Here is a 21,704-nt window from a genome sequence, read left to right on the forward strand (position 1 = left end):
TCAGGTGTGGGTGTCCGGCAAAAGGGCTGGCCGGGGCCGGTGGAACAGCCGCTCGAGCCACAAGTATATGACTGGCGTGGTGAACAGCGTCAGCGCCTGGCTCACCAGCAGGCCGCCGACCACGGCGATACCCAGGGGCTGGCGCAGTTCGGCGCCGGTGCCGTAGCCGAGCATCAGAGGCAGGGCGCCGAGCAAGGCGGCCAGTGTGGTCATGATGATCGGCCGGAACCGGGTGATGCAGGCCTGGTAGATCGCTTCTTCGGGAGGCAGGCCGCCGTTACGCTGGGCTTCCAGGGCGAAGTCGATCATCAGGATGCCGTTCTTCTTGACGATGCCGATCAGCAGTACCAGGCCGATCAGCGCCATGATGGAAAAGTCCTGGCCACAGAGCCAGAGCATCAGCAAGGCGCCGAGCCCCGCCGAGGGCAGGGTGGAAATGATCGTCAGCGGATGCACGAAGCTTTCGTACAGCACCCCGAGAATGATGTACACGGCCACCAGCGCGGCGAGGATCAGGTACGGCTGGCTGGCCAGGGAGCTCTGGAAGGCCTGGGCCGCGCCCTGGAAGTTGCCGCTGATGGCCGCCGGCATGCCGATCTCGTTCTTGGTCTGTTGCAGCAGGATCACCGCGTCCCCCAGGGCCACGCCGGGGGCCAGGTTGAATGACAGGTTGGCGGCCGGGAACATGCCGTCGTGAGCGATCGACAGCGGGCCGATGCTGGGCGCATCGAAACGCGCCAGGGCCGACAACGGGACCATGTCCCCGGTCAACGGCGAGCGCAGGTAGAAGTAGTTGAGGCTCTCGGCCTTGCCCCGTTGCTGGGTGTCGAGTTCGAGGATCACGTTGTACTGGTTGATCTGGGTCTGGAACTCGTTGATCTGACGTTGGCCGAAGGCGTCGTACAGCGCTTGGTCGACATCGCTGGCGGTGAGGCCGAAGCGCGCGGCGGCGGTCCTGTCGATGTTGATGTGGGTGATGCTGCCGCCCAGTTGCAGATCGTTGGAGACGTCGCGAAACGCCGGGTTGCCGCGCAGTTTCTCGGTCAGGCGCTGGGTCCAGGTGGTCAGGGTCGGACCGTCGTTGCTTTTCAGCACGTACTGGTACTGGGCGCGACTGGGGCCTGAACTGAGGTTGATGTCCTGCCCGGCTCGCAGGTAGAGGACGATACCGGGCACCCGCATCAGTTGCGGGCGGATGCGGTCGATAAAGGCGCTGGCCGAGACATCCCGCTCGCTGCGTTTTTTCAGCGAGATCCAGAAGCGGCCGTTGGCGATGGTCTGGTTGCTGCCAGAGACGCCCACCGAATGGGAGAAGGCCTGCACCGCCGGGTCGGCGGCGACGATCTCGGCCAGCGCCTGGTGTTTCTTCACCATGTCCGGGTAGGAGATGTCCGCGGCGGCTTCGGTGGTGCCGAGCACGAAGCCGGTGTCCTGCACCGGGAAGAAGCCCTTGGGAATCAGGATGTAGCCGGCAATGGCCATGCTCAGGGTCAGGCCGAAAATCCCCAGCATCAGTTTCTGCCGGGCCAGGGCCCGGCGCAGGACACGCTCGTAGAGGGCCAGCAGGCGCTCGCCGAAGCCCGGCTTGGCGTGGGCCGGGTGCACCGGGGCGCGCATGAACAGGGCGGCCAGGGTCGGCGCCAGGGTCAGCGAGACCAGCACCGAAATCATGATGGTGGAGGTGGCGGTCAGGGCGAACTCCTTGAACAGCCGACCGACCACGCCGCCCATGAACAGCAGGGGAATGAACGCCGCCACCAGGGAGAAACTGATGGACACCACGGTGAAGCCGATTTCACCAGCCCCCTTGATCGCCGCCTCGCGCATGCCGTCGCCGGCTTCCAGATGGCGGTGGATGTTCTCCACCACCACGATGGCGTCGTCGACCACGAAGCCCACGGCGATGACGATGGCCACCAGGGTCAGGTTGTTCAGGCTGAAGCCCATCAGGTACATCAGGGCGAAGCTCGCGGTCAGCGATACCCCCAGCACCGCGGAAACGATCAGGGTCGCCGACCACTGGCGCAGGAACAGTGCCATCACCGCCACCACCAGCAGCACCGCGATCAGCAGGGTGATCTCCACCTCATGCAGCGAGGCGCGGATGGTCTGGGTGCGGTCCACCAGCACCTTGACCTGCACCGAGGCCGGCAGCATCGCCTCAAGGCCCGGCAGGGCGGCCTGGATGCGATCCACGGTATCGACGATATTGGCCCCCGGCTGGCGCGAGATCACCAGGTTGACTCCCGGCTGATCGCCGGACCAGGCCTGGACGTAGGCGTCTTCCGGGCCGCTGACCACCCGGGCCACGTCCTGCAGGTGCACCGCTGCGCCGTCCTTGTAGGAAACGATCAGTTGAGCGTACTCCTCGGGATCGAACAGCTGATCGTTGGTGGACAGGGTGGAGATGCTCGACTCACCGTACAACGCGCCCTTGGCCAGGTTGAGGCTGGTCTGCTGGATCGCCAGGCGGATGTCGGCCAGGGTCAGGCCGATGGCCGCCAGCTTGTCCGCCGCGGCCTGGATCCGGATCGCCGGACGTTGCTGGCCGGTGATGTTGATCTGGCCGACGCCGTCGATCTGGCTGATCTGCCGGGCCAGCAGGGTTTCCGCGTAGTCGCTGAGCTCGGTGCCGGGCATCTGCGTCGAACTGATGCTGAGGATCAGCACCGGGCTGTCGGCCGGGTTGACCTTCCTCCAGGTGGGCAGGGTGGGCATGTCCTTGGGCAGTTTGCCGGCGGCGGTGTTGATCGCCGCCTGCACTTCCTGGGCCGCTGTATCGATGCTCTTGTTCAGGGTGAACTGCAGGGTCAGCAGGGTCGAGCCCAGGGCGCTGCTGGAGGTCATCTGGGTCATGCCGGGGATGGCACTGAACTGCACTTCAAGGGGCGTGGCCACCGAGGATGCCATGGTGTCCGGGCTGGCCCCGGGCAGGGAAGCGGAGACCTGGATGGTGGGGAACTCGGCCTCCGGCAGCGGCGCCACGGGCAGGCGCGGAAAGGCAACCGCTCCCAGCAACACCAGGGCAAAGGTCAGCAGCACGGTGGCGACTGGATGGTCGACGCACCAGGCGGATAGGGAGCCGTGCCCCTTCATGGCTTGGGCTCCCTTGCCGGCGCCTGCGGCGGGGCATCCAGCACCTGGACCCGGGAGCCGGGCTTGAGCCGCGACTGGCCGTCACTGACCAGCACATCCCCGGCCTGGACCCCGGTAATGATGTTCAGCTCGCTGTCCTGGTACAGCACCTGTACCGGTACGCTTTCCACCTGCTGGCCCTTGATCCGGAACACGAAGTGCTGATCCAGGCCACGCTGGACCACCGTGGGCGGTACGGTCAGCGCACCCTGGTCAAGCGCGGTCTGGATCTTCACGGTCACCAGTTGCCCGGGCCAGAGCTTTTGCTGGGGATTGTCGAACTCCGCCTTGGCGCGCAGGGTCCCGGTGCTGGTGTTGATCTGGTTGTCGATCAGACTCAGATGGCCATTACCCAGCAGGGTGCCGGTCTTGTTGCTGTCGGTGCCCAGGTAAGCCTGGACCGCCGCCGGGTCCTGGGCGCGGACCAGTTGCTGCAGGGTGGGCAGCATCTGCTGGGGCAGGGAGAACTCGACGGCGATGGGGTCGATCTGGGTCACCGAGAACAGGCCTTGCGCGTCGCTCATGCGCAGGAAGTTGCCTTCGTCCACGCTGCGAATGCCCACCCGGCCAGTGACGGGCGAGCGGATCTGGGTGTAGGACAGTTGGACCTGCGCGGCATCGATAGCGGCCTGGTTGCCCTGGGCCGTGGCGTTGAGCTGATTGACCAGGGCCGCTTGCTGGTCGTAGGTCTGTTTCGAGACGCCGTCATCCACCGACAGCAGCTTGTAGCGCTTGAGGTTGACCTGCGCCACTTGCAACTGGGCCTGGTTCTGTGCCAGCTGGGCCTTGGCCTGATCCAGGTTGGCGCGGATCGAGCGGTCATCGAGGGTGGCCAGCAGGTCCCCGGCCTTGACCAGTTGGCCTTCCTTGACCAGCAAGCGGGTGAGGATGCCATCCACCTGGGGACGGATGATCACGCTGTGCAGCGAAAGCACCGTACCGATGCCGCTGACGTAGCGCGGCACATCCTGCTGGACCACCTGCACCACTCGCACCGGGATTGCCGTGGGCGCGGCCAGCCTGGCGGTCACCGGCTTGTTGAGAAACCAGGCCGCGCCAGCGGTGAGGCCCACCAGCAGCGCTGCGGTCACGACGGTTTTCTTGGCAATGGGCATAGAGGTAGAACGCCGGGGGCAAGGGTGTCAGAGGTTGGCCATGATCTGTTGACAGTTATAGTCCGGCAACCCGGTCAACAGCGTGACCGCCAGCTGTCAGCGCTGTCAGAAAAGTACCGTCCGGCCGCCGCGCCCCAGGTCAAAGATCGCGGGTGCACAGGTATACTGCCGGCCACTGCGGCCCGTTCCCTGGCGCGGATTATCCTTCTCCCCTGGAGCTTCCATGACTTCCCCTGCACAACCTGCTGCGGATGACGGCCTGAGCGTCGATCCCGCGGCCGCCCCGGCCACTCCTGAAACCGAGGCCAAAGCGGCGATTCCGGCGTTCAAGTTTCCTTTCAAGCCGTCCGAGTTCGCGCCGGCCAAGAATGCCCAGCAGCCCTGGTACAAGAACGGCGTCAGCAACGGCCACACCAAGACCCCCGGCGCTGCGCCGCCCGGCACCCGTCGCTCCATGGGCAAACGCTGATATCGCCGACAATCGCAGACATTGCCCTGATTTGCGCTTTTTAATCGCAGTGATGGCTAATTGCTTTAAACCTGAGCTGGATCAGTATTCGTGGCATCAGTGCGCTTAGAGTCAGCAGCCCTGCCGACTCCTCCTAACAATTACGAGCGCGCTTGCCATGAAGATCAACCTGCCGGTTACTGGGCGAAACGTGGACTTTGCCCCTGATGCGAACATCCTTTCGACCACCGATCTGACCAGCGCGATCACCTACGCCAATCCTGATTTCATCAAGATCAGCGGCTACACCCGCGAAGAACTGCTGGGCTCGCCGCATAACCTGCTGCGTCACCCGGACATGCCCGCGGCGGCCTTCGGCCATATGTGGCGCACGCTCAAGCGCGGCCGCTCGTGGATGGGCATGGTCAAGAACCGTTGCAAGAACGGTGACCACTACTGGGTCAGCGCCTACGTCACCCCGGTGACGCGGGACGGTCAGGCGGTGGAGTACCAATCGGTGCGCACCAAGCCCAGCCCGCAACAGATCGCCGCCGCCGAGCAGGCTTATGCCCGGCTCAGGGAGGGCGGGCCTTCATGGTGGAGCCTGCTGCCGGTCATGAGCTTGCGCTTGCGCCTGTGGGCCGCCATCAGCGCCGGTTTTATCGGCAGTTTCGGAGTTTCAGCATGGCTGCTGCCCGAGTCCTGGATGCTCCAGGGCACGGTGATGGCTATGGGCTGGTGCCTGAGCCTGGTGGCGGTCGGTGTACAAATGCGCCCGCTGGATCGCCTGGCCGAGCGCGCCCGGCAGATCGGCGACAACCCCCTGAGCCAGGGCATCTACACCGGTCGTGCGGACGAGTTCGGACGTATCGAGTTCGCCCTGCAGATGCTCGAAGCCCAGGTAGGAGCCGTGGTGGGGCGGATTGGCGATGCTTCCCAGCGCCTGGCCGGGCATGCCGCGGAGCTGGTGGAGCATCTGCACAGCAGCCATAACAGCACCCTGGAGCAGCAGGCGGAAACCGATCAGGTGGCCGCGGCCATTCATCAGATGGCCGCCAGCGTGGCCGAGGTCGCCACCCATGCACAGCAGGCGTCTGAGGCCGCCGATCAGGCGGAGAGCGAAACCCGCGAAGGACATCAGCTGGTGGGTGAAAGCCGCAGCGCGGTGTTGCGCCTGGCCAGCGAGCTGGAGCGGGCCACCGAGGTCATCCATCAACTGGAAGGCCACAGCTCGGACATTTCCGGGGTGCTGGAGGTGATCCGCAGCATTGCCGAACAGACCAACCTGCTGGCCCTGAATGCGGCCATCGAGGCGGCGCGGGCCGGCGAGCAGGGACGTGGCTTTGCCGTGGTGGCCGATGAGGTGCGTGGCCTGGCCCAGCGGACCCAGGATTCCACCAACGAGATCCAGCGCATGATCAGCACCCTGCAAAATGCGGCACGCCATGCGGTGGAGGCCATGCAGCACAGCAGTGCGCACGTGGAAAGCAGCGTCGACCAGGCCCAGCGCGCAGCGGTGGCCCTGGACGGCATCAGCCAGCGGGTCAACCAGATCACCGAGATGAGCCTGCAGATTGCTGCGGCAGTGGAAGAGCAGAGCGCGGTCAGCGAGGACATCAACCGCAACATCATCGGTATTCGCAATGCCTGCGAAGTGACGGTCAGTGCCGGCCAGCTCAGCCACGTCAACTCAGGCGATGTGGCCGGGCTGGCGGGGGACCTGCGCCAGCTGGCCCATGAGTTCTGGCACAAGCGTGGCTAGGCCGCCGCGCGGGGCGCCGGCCAGCCGCTGCGATTGGCTCAGGCGGCGCGCAGGGAGATGAAGGCGTAGTCCAGGCCGGCGGTGCTGACCACCTGGGCTCCGGCGGCCAGGACCTGGCTGGCGATGTCGTCGCCGGACAGGTGAAAGCGCCAAGGCTGGCTCGCGGTCTGCGGGGCGGCGGCGCAGACCTGGTCGATGGCCGTAGCCAGGGCATTGATGTCGGGCAGATAGGCGGTGAAACCGTCGCCCTTGAGGGCCGTGGTGCGGATCCCCAGCAAGGCGCAGATGGCTTCCTTGGCTTGGATGTCGTCACGGTCGGCCTGGCGCGAGCGCGCGATCAGCTCCGCCAGTTCCGGGTCCACCAGTTCACCGCCGAGGATCAGTTGCGGACCCTGTTCCCACGAATGCGGCGGGCAGTCCTTGGCCAATGGATTGAGCGGAATGTGCGGATTGATTTCCATCGGATAGATGCGACACACCAGCGGTCGCCGTTCATAGATGCGACAGCGCGACTCTTCGTCAAGATTCCGGCAGGGGCCGACGTTGTAGGCGGCGAAAGTGATCGCCACATAGGCCTCGGCGCTGCCACTGAACACCCGGCAGGAGCGGCGTTGTGCATGGTCGCGCTGCGCCACTGGCAAGCCCAGGCCATTGCCGAGGAAGGCTTCCACCAGAACGATCACCTGACCGCCGTCAGCCGCCCAGGCCCGGGCTTCCGTGAGGGTCAGGGGCACGTGGTGATCGCTGCAGCACTTGCCGCAACCAACGCAGGAAAACTGGGTGTTCATGGATCGTGGAACCCTTCTGGGGCGATGGGGATCGCGTCGAAAAAACCAGGTCGACGCGGCTGGAGCAGGGAGCCAAGCAAGTTGCACGCCACTCACCGCGGCTGGCGGGGGGTATCGGGTCAGGTCGGTGCTTAGGTGCTCAGGTGCTCAGGAGCCCTGGGGCACCCGCTCGCGACGCAGGATCTGCATGCCGGCGTTTTCATACAGGCGGCGGGCTCGCTGGTTGTCTTCCAGAACCCGCAGATCGACAAAGCCTTCCCGGCGTTCGGCGAACATCACGAAGGCCTGCTCAAGGAGGGCCCGCCCCACACCCTGGCCACGGGCGCGGGGATGCACCACCAGGTCCTTGATGTAGGCGCTGGTCCAGCATTGGGCGACGCCGATCAGCCCGCTGGCATCCCGGGCCAGCAGACAGAGTTGCGGATCGTATTCGGCATCGCTTTCGAAGGACTGGCGCCAGCGCTCCAGGGGCGGCACGCTGCCGCCGCCATCCTGGTAGCCCAGGTGCATCAGCTGATGCACCTGGGCAGCCAGCTCGGGCTGGTAGTGCAGCAGGGTGACACCGGGTGGCCACTGCGCAACGGCCAGCGTGCGGGTGAGATCGCGGCGCAGCAGCAGGCAGTGGATTTCGCTCATGGTTCAGGCCGCCTGGCTGGCGATGGTTTTGGCGGCGTCGATCAGGCAGCGGGTCAGTTCCGGCGAAGAGAACTTGGTGAGTACCGCATTGGCCCCGGCCTGACGCGCTTTTTCACTGTTCATGGCGCTGTCCAGGGAGGTGTGCAGCAACACGTAGAGGTGAGCGAAGTCCGGGGTTTCCCGCAGCGTCCGGGTCAGGGCGTAGCCGTCCATTTCCGACATCTCGATGTCCGAGACGATCAGGTTGATTTCGTTGGCCGTGCCCTGCAGTTCCAGCAGGCAGTCGATGGCCTCCTTAGCACTGCGGGCGGTGTGGCATTGCAGGCCGAGGTTGCGCAGGGTGTGCACCGATTGCTGCAGCGCCACCTGACTGTCGTCCACCACCAGGATCCGCGCGTTGCCCAGGGCTTCGGCGTCTTCCATGCTCAGTTCGGTGGGCGCCATCTCGATCTGGGCCGGGGCAATGCCGTGGATCACCTTCTCGATGTCCAGCACCTGCACCAGGGTGCCGTCTACCTGGGTCACGCCGGTGATGTAGGACTTGATACCGCCGGAACCAAAGGGCGGCGGGCGGATATCGGTGGTCAGGCAATGCACGATCTTGCTCACCGCCTGCACGTGCAGGCCCTGCTTGGAGCGGCTGACGTCGGTGACGATCAGGCAGCCGCTGTCCGGGTCGGCCAGAGGGCGCTCGCCAATGGCCCGGCTGAGGTCGATCACCGACAGCGAGTTGCCGCGCAGGGTGGCGATGCCTTTCACATGGGGGTGGGATTCCGGCAGCTTGGTCAGCGGCGGGCAGGGAATGATTTCACTGACTTTAAGCAGGTTGATCGCCATCAGCTTGCCGCTGCGCAAGGTAAACAGCAGAAGCGAAAGCGAATCTGCGCGGGCTTTGTTGGAGGACATAAAAACCTTCTCTGAAAAGTTGGCGTGTGGCTCGACCCACGCAGCACCATTGATAACGGGTTATCGACGTATTCAAGGCAGGCTTTAGCGGTGTTCCTGCTTTCCGTTGGCGCAGGGCGGGGCACGGGATCTGTTCTGTGCCCTGCGCTGGCAAGCCAGCTCCCACCACCCAACCCTGGTGTCTAGCGCAGGCCCAGGCGCTTGGCCAGGCGGCTGAGGTTGGCTCTGTCCAAGCCTAGCTCACGGGCGGCACCGGCCCAGTTGTGCTGATGCCGTTCCAGGCAGGCGTTGATCAGTTGGCGTTGATAGCGTTCGGTGGCCTGGCGCAGGTCGCCGTCCAGGGGCGCCGGCGTCAGGCTTTCCAGGGCTGGGGCGAGGGCGTTCGGGGCTTTTTCGCTGAGCCCGGGCAGGTCGAGGTCGGCTGCATCCAGGCTGAGAATCTTCGGTCGTTCGCGGCAGTTGCCCAGGGCCTTGAGGGCGCTGCGACCGATCAGGTGTTCCAGCTCGCGAACGTTGCCCGGCCAGTTGTAGCCCAGCAGCGCCTGCTGCGCGTCGGCACTGAGTCGCAGGCTGCCCAGGCCCATGCGCGAACGGTTCTGTTCCAGGAAGTAGCCGCTGAGCAGCAGTACATCGCGACCCCGGTCGCGCAGGGCCGGCACGCGCAGCGGGTAGACGCTGAGGCGGTGGTAGAAGTCGGCACGGTAGCGTCCGCTGCGCACCTCCTCGGCCAGGTCGCGGTTGGTGGCGGCGATCAGGCGCACGTCCACCTGATGCTCCTTGTCCGAACCCAACCGCTGCAACTGTCCGCTCTGCAAGACCCGCAGAAGTTTGGCCTGGACCGTGAGCGACAACTCGCCCACCTCATCGAGAAACAGCGTGCCGCCATTGGCCAGCTCGAATTTGCCCCGGCGATCCTGGGTGGCGCCGGTGAAGGCGCCGCGCACATGGCCGAACAGTTCGCTTTCCACCAGGGTGTCGGGCAGGGCCGCGCAGTTGAGGCTGATGAGCGGCTGTTCGGCCCGGGGCGAGGCAGCGTGAATGGCCTGGGCCACCAACTCCTTGCCGACGCCGGTTTCACCGGTGATCAGTACCGTCAGGTCGCTGCCGCCCACCAGGCTGATTTCTTCCAGCAGGCGCTTGTGGGCCTTGCTCTGGCCGATCATCTCGCGCTGCTGTCCGCTGGCCTGGCGATAGACCTCGGCCCGTTGATGTTCGTTTTCGGCCCGCAGAGCCAGGCGTTCGATGCGCTCGGCGGCACTGACCGTGGCCGCGGCGAGGCTGGCGAAGGCCTGCAGGGCGTCCAGCTCGATGGGCTCGAAACGCTGCGGATCCAGGGCGTCGAGGGTCAGCAGGCCCCAGGGCCGCTCATCGACGAACAGCGGGCAGCCCATGCAGTCATGGACTTCCAGGTGCTCGTCAAGACCTTCCACCAGGCCGTCATAGGGATCGGGCAGCTCACTGTCGCTGGCAAAACGGGTCGGGCCGGGGCTGGCGAGCAGGGCGGCAAAGCGCGGGTGCTCGCTGACCTTGAAGCGGCGGCCCAGGGTATCGGTGCTCAAGCCGTCCACGGCCAGTGGCACCAGCCATTGGCCATCCAGGCGCAGCAGCGCGGCGGCATCGCAGGGCAGCAAGGCGCGCAAGGCTTCCAGCAGGCGGCGGTAGCGTTCGCCCTCAGGCAGTTCCCGGGACAGGTCGGTGACCAGGGGGAGCAGGGTCGTGAGTAGGGATTTTGCGGTCATAATGACTCCGTCTAGTCTTAATGACTATAAATGCATGGGTGTCTTTATGACTAACTTAATTTTAAGTTGTTGATATATAACGATTTTAATCTTGGCATGAAAACTGACTGGGTAAGAGAAACCTGCAAGCAGTCATAAAGTCCAGGAGTTGTCCCTATGCTAAGCGTTCAAGATCGCACCCTCATCAAAGCCACCGTGCCCCTGCTGGAGAGCGGTGGTGAAGCGCTGATCACCCACTTCTACCGGATGATGCTTTCCGAGTACCCCCAGGTGCGTCCACTGTTCAACCAGGCGCACCAGGCCAGTGGCGATCAGCCCCGCGCCCTGGCCAACGGGGTACTGATGTATGCCCGGCATATCGACCAGTTGGATCAACTGGGTGATCTGGTGGCCAAGATCATCAACAAGCATGTGGCCCTGCAGATCCTGCCGGAGCATTACCCCATTGTCGGGGGCTGCCTGCTGCGGGCCATTTCCGAGGTGCTGGGCAGCGAGATTGCCACTCCTGAGGTGATCAATGCCTGGGGCGCGGCCTACAACCAGTTGGCGGATATCCTGATCGGCGCCGAGGCCGCGATCTACGAACAGAAGGCCCAGGCTCCGGGCGGCTGGCGTGGCGCGCGGGCATTCAAGCTGGTGCAGAAGGTGCAGGAGAGCGCGGAAATCACTTCCTTGTATTTCGCGCCGCAGGATCAGGGGCCGATCCTCGCCGCCGAGCCGGGCCAGTACATCGGCTTGCAGCTGTTCATCGACGGTCAGGAAGTACGGCGCAACTATTCGTTGTCGGCACTTTGCAACCAGGGGCAGTACCGCATCAGCGTCAAGCGCGAACCCGGGGGCGTGGTTTCCAACTACCTGCATGACCAATGCGTGGTAGGCACGAGCATCATGCTGTTTCCGCCTGCCGGCGAGTTCACCTTGAAGCCAAGCGACAAGCCACTGGTGCTGATCAGTGGCGGCGTGGGCATCACGCCGACCCTGCCGATGCTGGAGGCGGCCCTGGCCACGGAGCGCCCGGTGCATTTCATCCACTGCGCGCGCAATGGCCAGGTGCATGCGTTCCGTCACTGGGTCGACGAACTGGCCCAGCGTTATCCACAGCTCAAGCGCTTCTACTGCTACGCCGAGGACGACGGTGTCAGCCCGGCGGCGGACAAGCTGGGGCTGCTGACCCGGGAGCAGTTGGCCGACTGGTTGCCGCAGCAGCGCGATCTGGACGCCTACTTCCTCGGCCCCAAAGGGTTCATGGCGGCCATCAAGCGCCACCTCAAGGCCCTGGGCATTCCCGAGCAACAGAGCCGCTATGAGTTCTTCGGCCCGGCGGCGGCCCTGGAATAACCCGGCCGGCTCCTGCACAACCTGGCCCCGCAACGGGGCTGGGTTGTTAATCCCTGCTTAACCTGCCTGGCGTTAATTCCCCCCGATGCCGGGATGGCGCTGCCATCACCGTCCTTTCATGGTGTGCCCCCCAGGCCCGTAAACCTTGGGTATTGCCTTCGAAGCAGTGCATTCAAAGGTCATGATCAGCGTGTAGACTTCCGGGCACCCGATGGCAATCAGATCAACTTCGCAATTCAATCGGCGGGCTGGCGCGGCAAGCACGGCTACGGCGGTTGAGCAGACAACAGAAAAAGGAATAGGGATGAGTGACGACAGACTGCGTTTAGGGCGTGAACGGCGCTTCCTGGTGCTGCTGGGGATTATCTGCCTGGCGCTGATCGGCGGGGCCCTGTACATGCAGGTGGTGCTGGGCGAGGCGCCTTGCCCGCTGTGTATCCTGCAGCGCTATGCCCTGCTGCTGATCGCTCTGTTCGCCTTCATCGGGGCGGCCCTGAGTTCGCGACGTGGGGTCACCGTGATGGAAACCCTGGTGGTTATCAGTGCCATCGCGGGGGCCGGGGTGGCCGGGCACCATGTGTACACCCAGTTCTACCCGGCGGTGAGCTGCGGCATCGATGTGCTGCAGCCCTTCGTCGACGGCCTGCCGCTGGCGAGCATCTTTCCCCTGGTCTTCCAGGTGGACGGTTTCTGCTCCACGCCGTACCCGCCGATCCTCGGCCTGTCCCTGGCGCAATGGGCGCTGCTGGCGTTCGTGCTGACGGTGATCCTGGTGCCCCTGGGCGTCGTGCGCAATCGCAAGAAAACCTACTGATTCACCCGGAAAAGCCCCGGTCCCTCAACAGGGGCCGGGGCTTTTTCATGTCGATTATCCGGCTGTTGAAAAGTCCGTGATTTGCAGCAAGTGAAGGGGCGGCAAAAGTGCGACATGTTGTCACACTGTCGCGGTCGCACAGGGGCGGAGAGAGGCTGGCTACAGACTGCATATCGGGCCATCGGTTCCCCTGAAGTCTGTCACTTTGTGTAAATCGCCAGGCTGGGTCAAATCCATAGCCTGCTATCTATACATCTCTTTACAAAGCCCGTATTACAAGGGTTGAAGCCCTATCCAAGGCGGCTTTCAGTCGCTCGTACAGCCTGTTCAAAGGGGGGGTAGGAAGTCCCTTTTGCGGCTTTTTATTGAGAATGAAAATCGATATGATTCTGATCCTTCGCAATAATCATGAGGGATTGTTGCGCCGGGGGATAAAAATTATTTCGGGATAAGACATGGTTTATAAAACGCGACATATCTACAATCGCCCGCACTGAATTTCCGACGCTGCTCATCCCTGAGCACACGAGGACGGTCGAGGGGCGGATTGAGCGCTCCGTGCGACTGCGGGTGTCGGCGCCTTCCAAACTTCCGCACCAAATGGAATTGGTCTGTAACAAGGCCTTTGACCACGAGATCGAATAAGAACCACTGCTAGCCCGGGATGTGTCGTCGAGCGTTTAACGCAACGGGCAGGCCCTTATTCAATTGAAGAAAAATGCCAACCCTTGGCAGGGTGAAGTGTTGGCGATCAAAACCCAACTGCATTGCGCAAGCTGCTTTAGAGGTCGTGAGATGAGTAAAAACAGGTACCCCAGATTACTAGGCTTATTGCCGCTGCTCGGCATGTTAATGCTGGGAGGCTGCAAATGGACCCTGCTTGATCCCAAAGGTCAGGTTGGTCTGGATGAACGAAACCTGATCATCACCGCCACCATCCTGATGCTGCTGGTGGTTGTGCCGGTCATCATCATGACCTTCGCCTTCGCCTGGAAATACCGCGCCTCGAACAAGGACGCGACCTACGCGCCCAAGTGGTCCCACTCCACCAAGATCGAGATCGCGGTGTGGCTGGTTCCGGTGCTGATCATCATTGCCCTGGGTTATGTCACCTACAAGTCGACCCACGCCCTGGACCCGTACCGTCCGCTGGAGTCCGACGCCAAGCCGGTGACCATCGAAGTGGTCGCCATGGACTGGAAGTGGCTGTTCATCTACCCCGATCAGGGCATCGCCACCGTCAACAAGATCGTGTTCCCGGCCCATACCCCGGTGAACTTCCGTGTCACCTCCGACACCGTGATGAACTCGTTCTTCATCCCGGGCCTGGGTGGCCAGATCTACGCAATGGCGGGCATGACCACCAAGCTGCACCTGATTGCCAACCAGAACACCGAACTTGAAGGGATCTCCGCCAACTACAGCGGCGCGGGTTTCACCGGCATGAAGTTCAAAGCGATCGCTACCAGTCAGGAAGATTTCGACGCCTGGGTAAACGAAGTCAAAAAGGCACCTAAACAGCTGGACACCGCTGAATACGAAGCCCTTTCCAAGCCGAGCCAGAACAATCCTGTCGAGCTCTACTCCGCCTACGCGCCGAACCTGTTCCAGACCGTCATCGACAAGTATGAAGGCATGAAACCGGGCAAGCCGCTCAAGCACGAGAAGAAAGAAAAGGAAGTGGCCGCAACCGAAGGGATGGACGTGAGTTCGCATTCAGCTGCCGGGGCAGAGGAGTAAACGATGTTTGGTAAATTAAGTCTGGAAGCGATACCGTTCCACGAGCCGATCGTCATGGTGACCGTTGCCATGATTCTGCTCGGTGGTGTGGCGCTGTTCGCGGCAATCACCTACTTCAAGAAGTGGACCTACCTGTGGACCGAGTGGCTGACGTCCGTCGACCACAAGAAAATCGGTGTGATGTACATCATCGTCGCCATGGTCATGCTGCTGCGTGGCTTCGCCGACGCCATCATGATGCGTACCCAGCTGGCCATGGCCACTGAGGGTTCGCCTGGCTACCTGCCACCTGAACACTATGACCAGATCTTCACCGCCCACGGTGTGATCATGATCATCTTCATGGCGATGCCATTCTTCACCGGCCTGATGAACCTTGTCGTGCCGCTGCAGATCGGCGCGCGTGACGTGGCCTATCCGTTCCTCAACTCCCTGAGCTTCTGGCTGCTGGTATCGGGCGTGGTGCTGATCAACCTGTCCCTGGGTGTCGGCGAATTCGCCAAGACCGGCTGGGTTGCCTATCCGCCGCTGTCGGGCCTGCAATACAGCCCGGGCGTGGGTGTGGACTACTACATCTGGGCGCTACAGCTATCGGGTCTGGGGACAACGCTGACGGGGGTCAACTTCCTGGCCACCGTGCTGAAAATGCGTACCCCTGGCATGAAGATGATGGACATGCCGATCTTCACCTGGACCTGCACCTGGGCCAACGTGCTGATCGTGGCTTCGTTCCCGATCCTCACCGCCACCCTGGCACTGCTGACGCTTGACCGTTACATGGATTTCCACATTTTCACCAATGAACTTGGTGGCAATCCAATGATGTACGTGAACCTGTTCTGGGCCTGGGGTCACCCCGAGGTGTACATCCTGATCCTGCCGGCGTTCGGTATCTTCTCCGAAGTGATCTCGACCTTCTCGGGCAAGCGCCTGTTCGGCCACCACTCGATGATCTACGCGTCCGGCGCGATCTCGATCCTGGGCTTCATGGTCTGGCTGCACCACTTCTTCACCATGGGTTCGGGTGCCAGCGTCAACGCCTTCTTCGGCCTGGCGACCATGCTGATCTCGATCCCGACCGGGGTGAAGCTGTTCAACTGGCTGTTCACCATCTACCACGGCCGTCTGCGCATCACCAGCCAGGTTCTGTGGACCCTGGGCTTCATGGTGACCTTCGCCATCGGCGGCATGACCGGCGTACTGCTGGCCATCCCGGGTGCCGACTTCGTTCTGCACAACAGCCTGTTCGTGATCGCGCACTTCCATAACGTGATCATCGGCGGCGCGGTATTCGGCTACATCGCCGGCTTCAGCTTCTACTTCCCGAAAGCCTTCGGCTTCAAGCTGCACGAAGGTTGGGGCAAGGCGGCGTTCTGGTTCTGGATCTCCGGCTTCTTCGTCGCGTTCATGCCGCTCTATGCACTGGGCTTCATGGGCATGACCCGTCGTCTGAACGCCACCACCAACCCTGAGTGGGTGCCATACCTGTACGTGGCCATGGTGGGTGCACTGATGATCGCCGTGGGCATCGCCTGCCAGCTGATCCAGCTGTACGTCAGCGTGCGTGACCGCAAGCAGAACATGTGTGTGTCCGGCGACCCATGGAACGCCCACACCCTGGAATGGTCGACCTCGTCGCCACCACCGTTCTACAACTTCGCGGTACTGCCGAAAGCCGAAGGCATCGACCCGTTCACCGAAGCCAAGGAAGACGGCACTGCCTACGCGCAGCCAGGCCGCTACCAGCCGATCCACATGCCCAACAACACCGCTACCGGTCTGGTCATGGGTGCTCTGCTGACCGTGTTCGGTTTCGCCATGATCTGGCACATCTGGTGGATGGCCATCGCAAGCCTGGCCGGCACCGTGATCTATTTCGCGATCCACGCTGCCCGTGATGATCAAGGCTACATGGTGCCGGTCGAGACGATCGAGCGCATCGAAGCCGAACAGCACAAGCGTCTGGTATCGGAGAACAAGATCCCGGCTACCCGTGTTGAAACCTCGTTGGAACAGGCTTAATCCATGTCGAACTTAGTGACCAATGCTGGACACGCCCATGTCGATGACCATGGGCACGATGACCATCACCACGACTCGGGCGAGATGACCGTATTCGGTTTCTGGCTCTACCTGATGACCGACTGCATTCTGTTTGCGTCGATCTTCGCGGTATACGCGGTACTGGTGAACAACGTTGCGGGTGGCCCGTCGGGCCACGACATCTTCGAACTGCCTTACGTACTGGGCGAAACCGCTCTGCTGCTGTTCAGTTCGATCACCTACGGCTTCGCCATGCTGGCGTTCTTCCGGGGCAACAAGAAGCAGGTACTGGGCTGGCTGGCCATGACCTTCCTGTTCGGCCTGGGCTTCATCGGCATGGAGATCAACGAGTTCCACCTGCTGATCTCCGAAGGCTACGGCCCTAGCCGTTCCGGCTTCCTGTCCGGGTTCTTCACCCTGGTCGGTACCCACGGTCTGCACGTGACCAGCGGTCTGATCTGGATGGCGATCATGATGTACCAGGTGCAGAAAAACGGCCTGACGGCGACCAACAAGACCCGTCTGAGCTGCCTGAGCCTGTTCTGGCACTTCCTGGACGTGGTGTGGATCTGCGTATTCACCGTTGTTTACCTGATGGGGACTATGTAAATGGCCAACACACACTCCCACGACGAAGCCGGCCACGGCAGCGTCAAGTCCTACGCCATCGGTTTCATCCTGTCGGTCATCCTGACGCTGATCCCGTTTGGTCTGGTGATGTACCCGTCGCTGCCTAAAGACGTGACCCTGTGGATCGTCCTGGCGTTCGCAGTGATCCAGGTGCTGGTGCACCTGGTGTACTTCCTGCACCTGGACCGTTCCGCGGCACAGCGCAACAACGTGGTGGCGTTCATCTTCGCCGCGTTGGTCATTGTTCTGCTGGTTGGTCTGTCGTTGTGGATCATGTTCAGCATCCACACCGTCATGATGGCCAAGTGAGGTAGACCCGATGTCGCTCAAGCACTTTATCCAAATCACCAAACCGGGGATCATTTTCGGTAACGTGCTTTCTGTGGCAGGCGGGTTTTTCCTGGCCTCGAAAGGGCATGTCGATCTGGCCATCTTCCTGGCCGCGATGATCGGCACCTCGCTGGTGGTAGCGTCCGGTTGCGTGTTCAACAACTGCATCGACCGTGACATCGACCTGAAGATGGAGCGCACCAAGAACCGCGTGCTGGTCCAGGGCCTGATCTCCCTGGAAGTGGCCCTGGTCTATGCCTCCCTCCTCGGGATCGCCGGCGTGGCCCTGCTGTACTACGTGGCCAACCCGTTGGCCGCGTTGTTCGCGGTCATCGGCTTTGTCATCTACGTCGGCCTCTACAGCCTGTACCTCAAGCGCAAGTCGGTTCACGGCACGCTGGTGGGCAGTCTGTCCGGGGCCATGCCGCCAGTGATCGGTTATGTGGCTGTGAGCAACAGCTTCGACATGGCTGCGCTGACCCTGCTGGTGATGTTCAGCCTGTGGCAGATGCCGCATTCCTACGCCATCGCGATCTTCCGCTTCAACGATTACCTGGCCGCATCGATTCCGGTGCTGCCGGTAAAACGTGGTATTCGCGTGGCCAAGAAGCACATCCTGCTCTACATCCTGGCGTTCCTGGTGGCGACCCTGATGCTGACCTTCAGCGGTTACGCCGGCATGAGCTACCTGGCGGTAGCGGCGGCGATGGGCATGTACTGGTTGTACATGGCCTGGACCGGCTACAAGGCCGTGGATGACACCGTGTGGGCGCGCAAGCTCTTCGTGTTCTCGATCTTCACCATCACCGCGCTGAGCGTGATGATGTCGGTGGATTTCAAGGCCCCGACCGAGCTGTTGCTGACCTACGCGCACTAAGCTGACCAGGCTACAGAAAAGCCCCGCCTTCGAGAGAAGCGCGGGGCTTTTTTCATGCGGCGTGGGCGACGGTCACATCATTTAAAGCTTTTCGTGCGGATTTCGGAGCACCGTGACCGGCCGTTTCGGTTGATCGTGACCGGTCATTTCGCTAACGCGTGACCGCTCATTTCGGTAGCAACGTGACCGATTTTCCGCCTGTTCCGAAACAGGTGGTCACGGCTTACCGAAATCGCCGGTCACGACTTAGCGAAAGCCTTCCCCTTCGTTGCGCATGACCTGATGCGCCGCCATCCTCGACCGATTTCGGGAGAGGAAGATGGCGGCGCCGCGAGTAGCCATGCGAAACATCAAAGAATGTCTGCGCCTCAAGTTTGAGGCCGGCTTGTCCCACGAGAAGATTGCCCGTGCCTTGCAGCTGTCCAAGGGCGTGGTTAGCAAGTACATCGCGGCGGCGCGGGTGGCCGGGCTGGACTGGCCGGCGCTGGTGGCCATGGACGAGGCCGCGCTGGCGGCCGCCTTGTTTGCACCGACGTCGACGAACAAGCCGCGCGGTGAGCGAGTGCTGCCCGATGTGCTGAGCATCCACCGCGAGTTGCGACGCAAGGGCGTGACCTTGCAGCTGCTGTGGGAGGAATATCTCGCCGCGCATGCGGGCCAGCCGACCTACCGCTACACCCAGTTCGTCGAGCACTACCGGCGCTACGCCCAGACGCTCAAACGTTCGATGCGTCAGCTGCACCGTGCGGGCGAGAAGCTATTCATCGACTATGCCGGGCCGACGCTGCCGGTGGTCGACCCGGCCACCGGCGAAGTGCGCCGGGCGCACATCTTCGTCGCCGCCCTGGGCGCCTCGAATTACACCTATGCCTGCGCGACGCCAGGCGAAACCCAGGTGGACTGGCTGACCTCGCTGGGCCAGGCTCTGACCTACTTTGGCGGCGTGCCGGAAATGGTTGTGCCGGACAATCCGCGCGCCCTGGTCGCCCAGCCGGATCGCTACGAGCCGGGCCTGAACCGGGCCACGCTGGAGTGCGCGCGTCATTACCAGACGGTGATCCTGCCGGCACGGCCACGCAAGCCTCAGGACAAGGCCAAGGCCGAGGTGGCGGTGCAGGTGGTCGAGCGCTGGATCATGGCGCGGCTGCGCCATCGGCAGTTCTTCAGCCTGCATGCGCTTAACCAGGCCATCGCCGAGCTGCTGGAGGATCTGAATCGGCGCCCGTTCAAGCGGCTCGATGGCTGCCGGCGCGACTGGTTCGAGCGCCTGGATCGCCCGGCCTTGCGAGCGCTGCCGGTGCATCCCTACGAGGTCGCCACCTTCAAGCGCTGCAAGGTCAGCATCGACTACCACATCGAGGTCAATGGCAGCTTCTACAGCGTGCCCTCCGCCCTGGCCCGGCAGAACGTGGACGTGCGACTGACGGCACACACCCTGGAAGTGCTGCATGGCAACCGGCGGGTGGCCAGCCACCTGCTGCTGGGGCGACGCGGCGCTTACAGTACCCAGCGCGAGCACATGCCCGCGGCGCACCAGGCGCATCGCGAATGGACGCCACAACGCCTGCTCGACTGGGGCGCGCGGATCGGCCCCTACACGCGCCAACTGATCGATCACCAACTGACCCACAAGCCGCACCCGGAGATGGGCTACCGCGCCTGCCTCGGCCTGCTCTCGCTGGCCCGGCGCTATGGCAATGCACGCCTGGAAGCCGCTGCCGAACGTGCCGTACACCTGCGCGCCTTCACCGGGCGCAGCGTGCGCAACCTGCTCCAGCAAGGCCTGGATCAACAGCCGCTGCCCCAGCGTGCCGCCGAAACGACCTTACCCGGCGACCACGAGAACGTCCGTGGCGCCGACTACTACCAACCCCCGCAACAGGAGCTGTTCGATGATGCCGCAACACACCCTGAATCAACTGCACCAGCTACGCCTGGACGGCATGGCCCGCGCCCTGGAAGAGCAATGGACGCTGCCGGCCAGCCACAGCCTGAGCTTCGATGAACGCCTCGGCCTACTGCTCGACCGCGAACTGGCCTGGCGTGACAACCAGCGCCTGGTACGGCTGCGCAAGAAGGCCAAGCTCAAGTACGCCAACGCCTGCCTGGAAGATCTCGACCGCCGCACCGGACGCGCCCTGGACGAGCGTCTGATCGCCACCCTGGCCAGTGGCGACTGGATCCGCCAGCAGCACAACCTGCTGCTGACCGGCCCGACCGGTGCCGGCAAAACCTGGCTGGCCTGCGCCCTGGGCAACCAGGCCTGCCGCCAGGGCTATAGCACCCTGTACCTGCGCACCCCGCGCCTGCTGGAACAACTGCGCATCGCTCATGGCGACGGCAGCTTCGGCCGTACCCTGCAACAGCTGGCAAAGGTCGACGTCCTGGTGCTGGACGACTGGGCGCTAGCCCCGCTGGAGGAAGGAGCCCGGCATGACCTGCTGGAGGTGATCGACGACCGCGCTGGCAGCCGCTCCACCATCCTGACGAGCCAACTGCCCATCGAGCACTGGCACGGCTGGATCAACGACCCGACCCTGGCCGATGCCATCCTCGACCGCCTGGTGCACAACGCCTACCGACTGACGATGAAAGGCGAGTCGCTGCGCCGAAAAAAAGCCGAGGAACAAGCCGCATCGTGACCGATGCGATTACAATCCAGAACCCGCGCAACCGGGGTGGAAGCACCGGTCACGTATTAGCGAAACGCTCGGTCACGTTCACCGAAATCCGCACTTTTCGGGCCGAAGGCTCCACCTGGCCGGGTAAAATGCGCCGCTCGTGGATGAACCTGAGTGGATGTGATGCAAAGCCGTATTGAAATGAACGACACCAAGGCGCGTTACGGTGCGGTCAGTCGTGGGTTGCACTGGGCCATGGCGCTGGCCTTTGCCTGGATCTATTGCTCGACCGCCGCCCATTACCTGCTGGAGGATTCGGCACTGGACAAGTTCCTCTGGCCGACCCACAAGCAAGTCGGGCTGCTATTGATGGGGCTGTTGCTGGTGCGGCTGCTCTGGAGCCTGCTGAACCGCCATCGTCGACCGCCGAGCCTGAACCTGGCCGCGCGCCTGGGGCATGGGTTGCTGTATACGGGGATGTTCGCCATTCCGTTTCTCGGGCTGCTGCGCCAGTACGGTTCCGGGCGAGCCTTTTCCGCCTTCGGGCTGCCGGTGATGAGCGGTTTCGAGGGGCCGAAGATCCAGTGGATGACCGACCTGGGCAACAGCTTCCATGGCCTCCTGGGCTGGACCTTGCTGGTACTGATCGTGGGCCATGTAGCGGCGGTGATCCTGCACTGCATCAAAGGCCAGGGGCATATCCTGCGGCGCATGGCCGGTAGCATGACCTCGGACTGATTGATCGTCCGAGCAGAGAAAACCCCGTCTTCGAGAGAAGGGCG

19 protein-coding genes and 1 pseudogene are annotated in these 21,704 nt (G+C 63.0%); 14 read left to right on the forward strand and 6 right to left on the reverse strand.

Annotated features, from left to right (window positions below; genetic code table 11):
• Positions 1-3,096 (reverse strand): multidrug efflux RND transporter permease subunit, encoded by a 3,096-nt coding sequence (locus tag BLV47_RS04950; protein ID WP_092310551.1) that lies wholly within the window; start codon positions 3,094-3,096, stop codon positions 1-3.
• Positions 3,093-4,250 carry an efflux RND transporter periplasmic adaptor subunit gene (locus BLV47_RS04955; protein WP_092310554.1) on the reverse strand — a complete coding sequence of 386 codons (1,158 nt, stop codon included), beginning with the start codon at positions 4,248-4,250 and terminating at the stop codon, positions 3,093-3,095. The genes BLV47_RS04950 and BLV47_RS04955 overlap by 4 nt, the downstream gene beginning before the upstream one ends.
• Before the next feature lie 223 nt (positions 4,251-4,473).
• Between BLV47_RS04955 and BLV47_RS04960 the strand changes: the two genes are divergently transcribed.
• The 3 genes and pseudogenes from BLV47_RS04960 to BLV47_RS04965 all read left to right on the forward strand — a co-directional run bounded on the left by BLV47_RS04960 (position 4,474) and on the right by BLV47_RS04965 (position 6,460).
• On the forward strand, positions 4,474-4,719 hold the full coding sequence (locus tag BLV47_RS04960) for a hypothetical protein (RefSeq protein WP_092310557.1): 246 nt from the start codon (positions 4,474-4,476) through the stop codon (positions 4,717-4,719).
• A gap of 157 nt (positions 4,720-4,876) precedes the next feature.
• Positions 4,877-5,158, forward strand: a pseudogene (locus BLV47_RS36900) (PAS domain-containing protein); the annotation flags it as partial.
• A 246-nt stretch (positions 5,159-5,404) separates the two neighbouring features.
• The gene (locus BLV47_RS04965) at positions 5,405-6,460 is read left to right on the forward strand and encodes a methyl-accepting chemotaxis protein (RefSeq protein ID WP_409258983.1); all 1,056 of its coding nucleotides are present in this window, start codon (positions 5,405-5,407) and stop codon (positions 6,458-6,460) included.
• A gap of 38 nt (positions 6,461-6,498) precedes the next feature.
• On the opposite strand, the gene BLV47_RS04970 is transcribed toward BLV47_RS04965, so the two are convergent.
• The 4 genes from BLV47_RS04970 to norR form a co-directional block, all read right to left on the reverse strand.
• Entirely contained in the window at positions 6,499-7,248 is a 750-nt protein-coding gene (locus BLV47_RS04970) for a YkgJ family cysteine cluster protein (protein WP_092310563.1), read from the reverse strand.
• A 147-nt stretch (positions 7,249-7,395) separates the two neighbouring features.
• On the reverse strand, positions 7,396-7,884 hold the full coding sequence (locus tag BLV47_RS04975; RefSeq protein WP_092310566.1) for a GNAT family N-acetyltransferase: 489 nt from the start codon (positions 7,882-7,884) through the stop codon (positions 7,396-7,398).
• A gap of 3 nt (positions 7,885-7,887) precedes the next feature.
• Positions 7,888-8,790: a chemotaxis protein CheV gene (locus BLV47_RS04980; RefSeq protein ID WP_060840948.1), complete on the reverse strand. Its 903-nt coding sequence runs from the start codon at positions 8,788-8,790 to the stop codon at positions 7,888-7,890.
• 182 nt (positions 8,791-8,972) lie between these two features.
• Positions 8,973-10,529 carry a nitric oxide reductase transcriptional regulator NorR gene (norR, locus tag BLV47_RS04985; protein WP_092310569.1) on the reverse strand — a complete coding sequence of 519 codons (1,557 nt, stop codon included), beginning with the start codon at positions 10,527-10,529 and terminating at the stop codon, positions 8,973-8,975.
• Positions 10,530-10,685: 156 nt separating this feature from the next.
• Between norR and hmpA the strand changes: the two genes are divergently transcribed.
• The 11 genes from hmpA (at position 10,686) to BLV47_RS05040 (ending at position 21,660) form a co-directional block, all read left to right on the forward strand.
• Positions 10,686-11,867 carry an NO-inducible flavohemoprotein gene (gene hmpA, locus BLV47_RS04990; protein WP_092310572.1) on the forward strand — a complete coding sequence of 394 codons (1,182 nt, stop codon included), beginning with the start codon at positions 10,686-10,688 and terminating at the stop codon, positions 11,865-11,867.
• A gap of 304 nt (positions 11,868-12,171) precedes the next feature.
• The gene (locus tag BLV47_RS04995) at positions 12,172-12,681 is read left to right on the forward strand and encodes a disulfide bond formation protein B (RefSeq protein ID WP_092310575.1); all 510 of its coding nucleotides are present in this window, start codon (positions 12,172-12,174) and stop codon (positions 12,679-12,681) included.
• Between the two features lie 795 nt (positions 12,682-13,476).
• Positions 13,477-14,421 carry a ubiquinol oxidase subunit II gene (gene cyoA, locus BLV47_RS05005; protein WP_060840944.1) on the forward strand — a complete coding sequence of 315 codons (945 nt, stop codon included), beginning with the start codon at positions 13,477-13,479 and terminating at the stop codon, positions 14,419-14,421.
• 3 nt (positions 14,422-14,424) lie between these two features.
• Positions 14,425-16,443, forward strand: a complete 2,019-nt coding sequence (gene cyoB / locus BLV47_RS05010) for a cytochrome o ubiquinol oxidase subunit I (protein WP_092310578.1) — start codon at positions 14,425-14,427, stop codon at positions 16,441-16,443.
• 3 nt (positions 16,444-16,446) lie between these two features.
• Positions 16,447-17,073 (forward strand): cytochrome o ubiquinol oxidase subunit III, encoded by a 627-nt coding sequence (locus BLV47_RS05015; protein WP_011063285.1) that lies wholly within the window; start codon positions 16,447-16,449, stop codon positions 17,071-17,073.
• Complete coding sequence (cyoD, locus tag BLV47_RS05020; RefSeq protein WP_092310581.1) at positions 17,074-17,403, forward strand: cytochrome o ubiquinol oxidase subunit IV; 330 nt, start codon at positions 17,074-17,076, stop codon at positions 17,401-17,403.
• 10 nt (positions 17,404-17,413) lie between these two features.
• A complete protein-coding gene (cyoE, locus tag BLV47_RS05025; RefSeq protein ID WP_060840941.1) occupies positions 17,414-18,301 on the forward strand; it encodes a heme o synthase in 888 nt (295 codons plus the stop codon).
• Positions 18,302-18,620: 319 nt separating this feature from the next.
• On the forward strand, positions 18,621-20,306 hold the full coding sequence (gene istA, locus BLV47_RS05030) for an IS21 family transposase (RefSeq protein WP_062838241.1): 1,686 nt from the start codon (positions 18,621-18,623) through the stop codon (positions 20,304-20,306).
• Positions 20,194-20,943, forward strand: a complete 750-nt coding sequence (gene istB / locus BLV47_RS05035) for an IS21-like element IS1474 family helper ATPase IstB (protein WP_062838242.1) — start codon at positions 20,194-20,196, stop codon at positions 20,941-20,943. Before istA ends, istB begins: the two co-directional genes overlap by 113 nt.
• Positions 20,940-21,122, forward strand: a complete 183-nt coding sequence (locus BLV47_RS35260) for a hypothetical protein (RefSeq protein ID WP_143038237.1) — start codon at positions 20,940-20,942, stop codon at positions 21,120-21,122. The genes istB and BLV47_RS35260 overlap by 4 nt, the downstream gene beginning before the upstream one ends.
• Positions 21,106-21,660, forward strand: a complete 555-nt coding sequence (locus BLV47_RS05040) for a cytochrome b (RefSeq protein WP_092310585.1) — start codon at positions 21,106-21,108, stop codon at positions 21,658-21,660. Before BLV47_RS35260 ends, BLV47_RS05040 begins: the two co-directional genes overlap by 17 nt.
• The last annotated feature ends 44 nt before the right edge of the window (positions 21,661-21,704 follow it).

The sequence above is a fragment of the Pseudomonas saponiphila genome, from assembly GCF_900105185.1.
Taxonomy (GTDB): domain Bacteria; phylum Pseudomonadota; class Gammaproteobacteria; order Pseudomonadales; family Pseudomonadaceae; genus Aquipseudomonas; species Aquipseudomonas saponiphila.

Coding starts and splice junctions, on each gene's coding strand:
- BLV47_RS04970 (WP_092310563.1), bottom strand. CDS start 7,248: ATGAACACCCAGTTTTCCTGCGTTGGTTGCGGCAAGTGCTGCAGCGAT.
- BLV47_RS04955 (WP_092310554.1), bottom strand. CDS start 4,250: ATGCCCATTGCCAAGAAAACCGTCGTGACCGCAGCGCTGCTGGTGGGC.
- cyoB (WP_092310578.1), top strand. CDS start 14,425: ATGTTTGGTAAATTAAGTCTGGAAGCGATACCGTTCCACGAGCCGATC.
- cyoE (WP_060840941.1), top strand. CDS start 17,414: ATGTCGCTCAAGCACTTTATCCAAATCACCAAACCGGGGATCATTTTC.
- BLV47_RS04965 (WP_409258983.1), top strand. CDS start 5,405: ATGCTCCAGGGCACGGTGATGGCTATGGGCTGGTGCCTGAGCCTGGTG.
- cyoD (WP_092310581.1), top strand. CDS start 17,074: ATGGCCAACACACACTCCCACGACGAAGCCGGCCACGGCAGCGTCAAG.
- BLV47_RS04950 (WP_092310551.1), bottom strand. CDS start 3,096: ATGAAGGGGCACGGCTCCCTATCCGCCTGGTGCGTCGACCATCCAGTC.
- hmpA (WP_092310572.1), top strand. CDS start 10,686: ATGCTAAGCGTTCAAGATCGCACCCTCATCAAAGCCACCGTGCCCCTG.
- BLV47_RS04995 (WP_092310575.1), top strand. CDS start 12,172: ATGAGTGACGACAGACTGCGTTTAGGGCGTGAACGGCGCTTCCTGGTG.
- BLV47_RS04980 (WP_060840948.1), bottom strand. CDS start 8,790: ATGTCCTCCAACAAAGCCCGCGCAGATTCGCTTTCGCTTCTGCTGTTT.
- istB (WP_062838242.1), top strand. CDS start 20,194: ATGATGCCGCAACACACCCTGAATCAACTGCACCAGCTACGCCTGGAC.
- cyoA (WP_060840944.1), top strand. CDS start 13,477: ATGAGTAAAAACAGGTACCCCAGATTACTAGGCTTATTGCCGCTGCTC.
- BLV47_RS04960 (WP_092310557.1), top strand. CDS start 4,474: ATGACTTCCCCTGCACAACCTGCTGCGGATGACGGCCTGAGCGTCGAT.
- istA (WP_062838241.1), top strand. CDS start 18,621: ATGGCGGCGCCGCGAGTAGCCATGCGAAACATCAAAGAATGTCTGCGC.
- BLV47_RS04975 (WP_092310566.1), bottom strand. CDS start 7,884: ATGAGCGAAATCCACTGCCTGCTGCTGCGCCGCGATCTCACCCGCACG.
- BLV47_RS05015 (WP_011063285.1), top strand. CDS start 16,447: ATGTCGAACTTAGTGACCAATGCTGGACACGCCCATGTCGATGACCAT.
- norR (WP_092310569.1), bottom strand. CDS start 10,529: ATGACCGCAAAATCCCTACTCACGACCCTGCTCCCCCTGGTCACCGAC.
- BLV47_RS05040 (WP_092310585.1), top strand. CDS start 21,106: ATGCAAAGCCGTATTGAAATGAACGACACCAAGGCGCGTTACGGTGCG.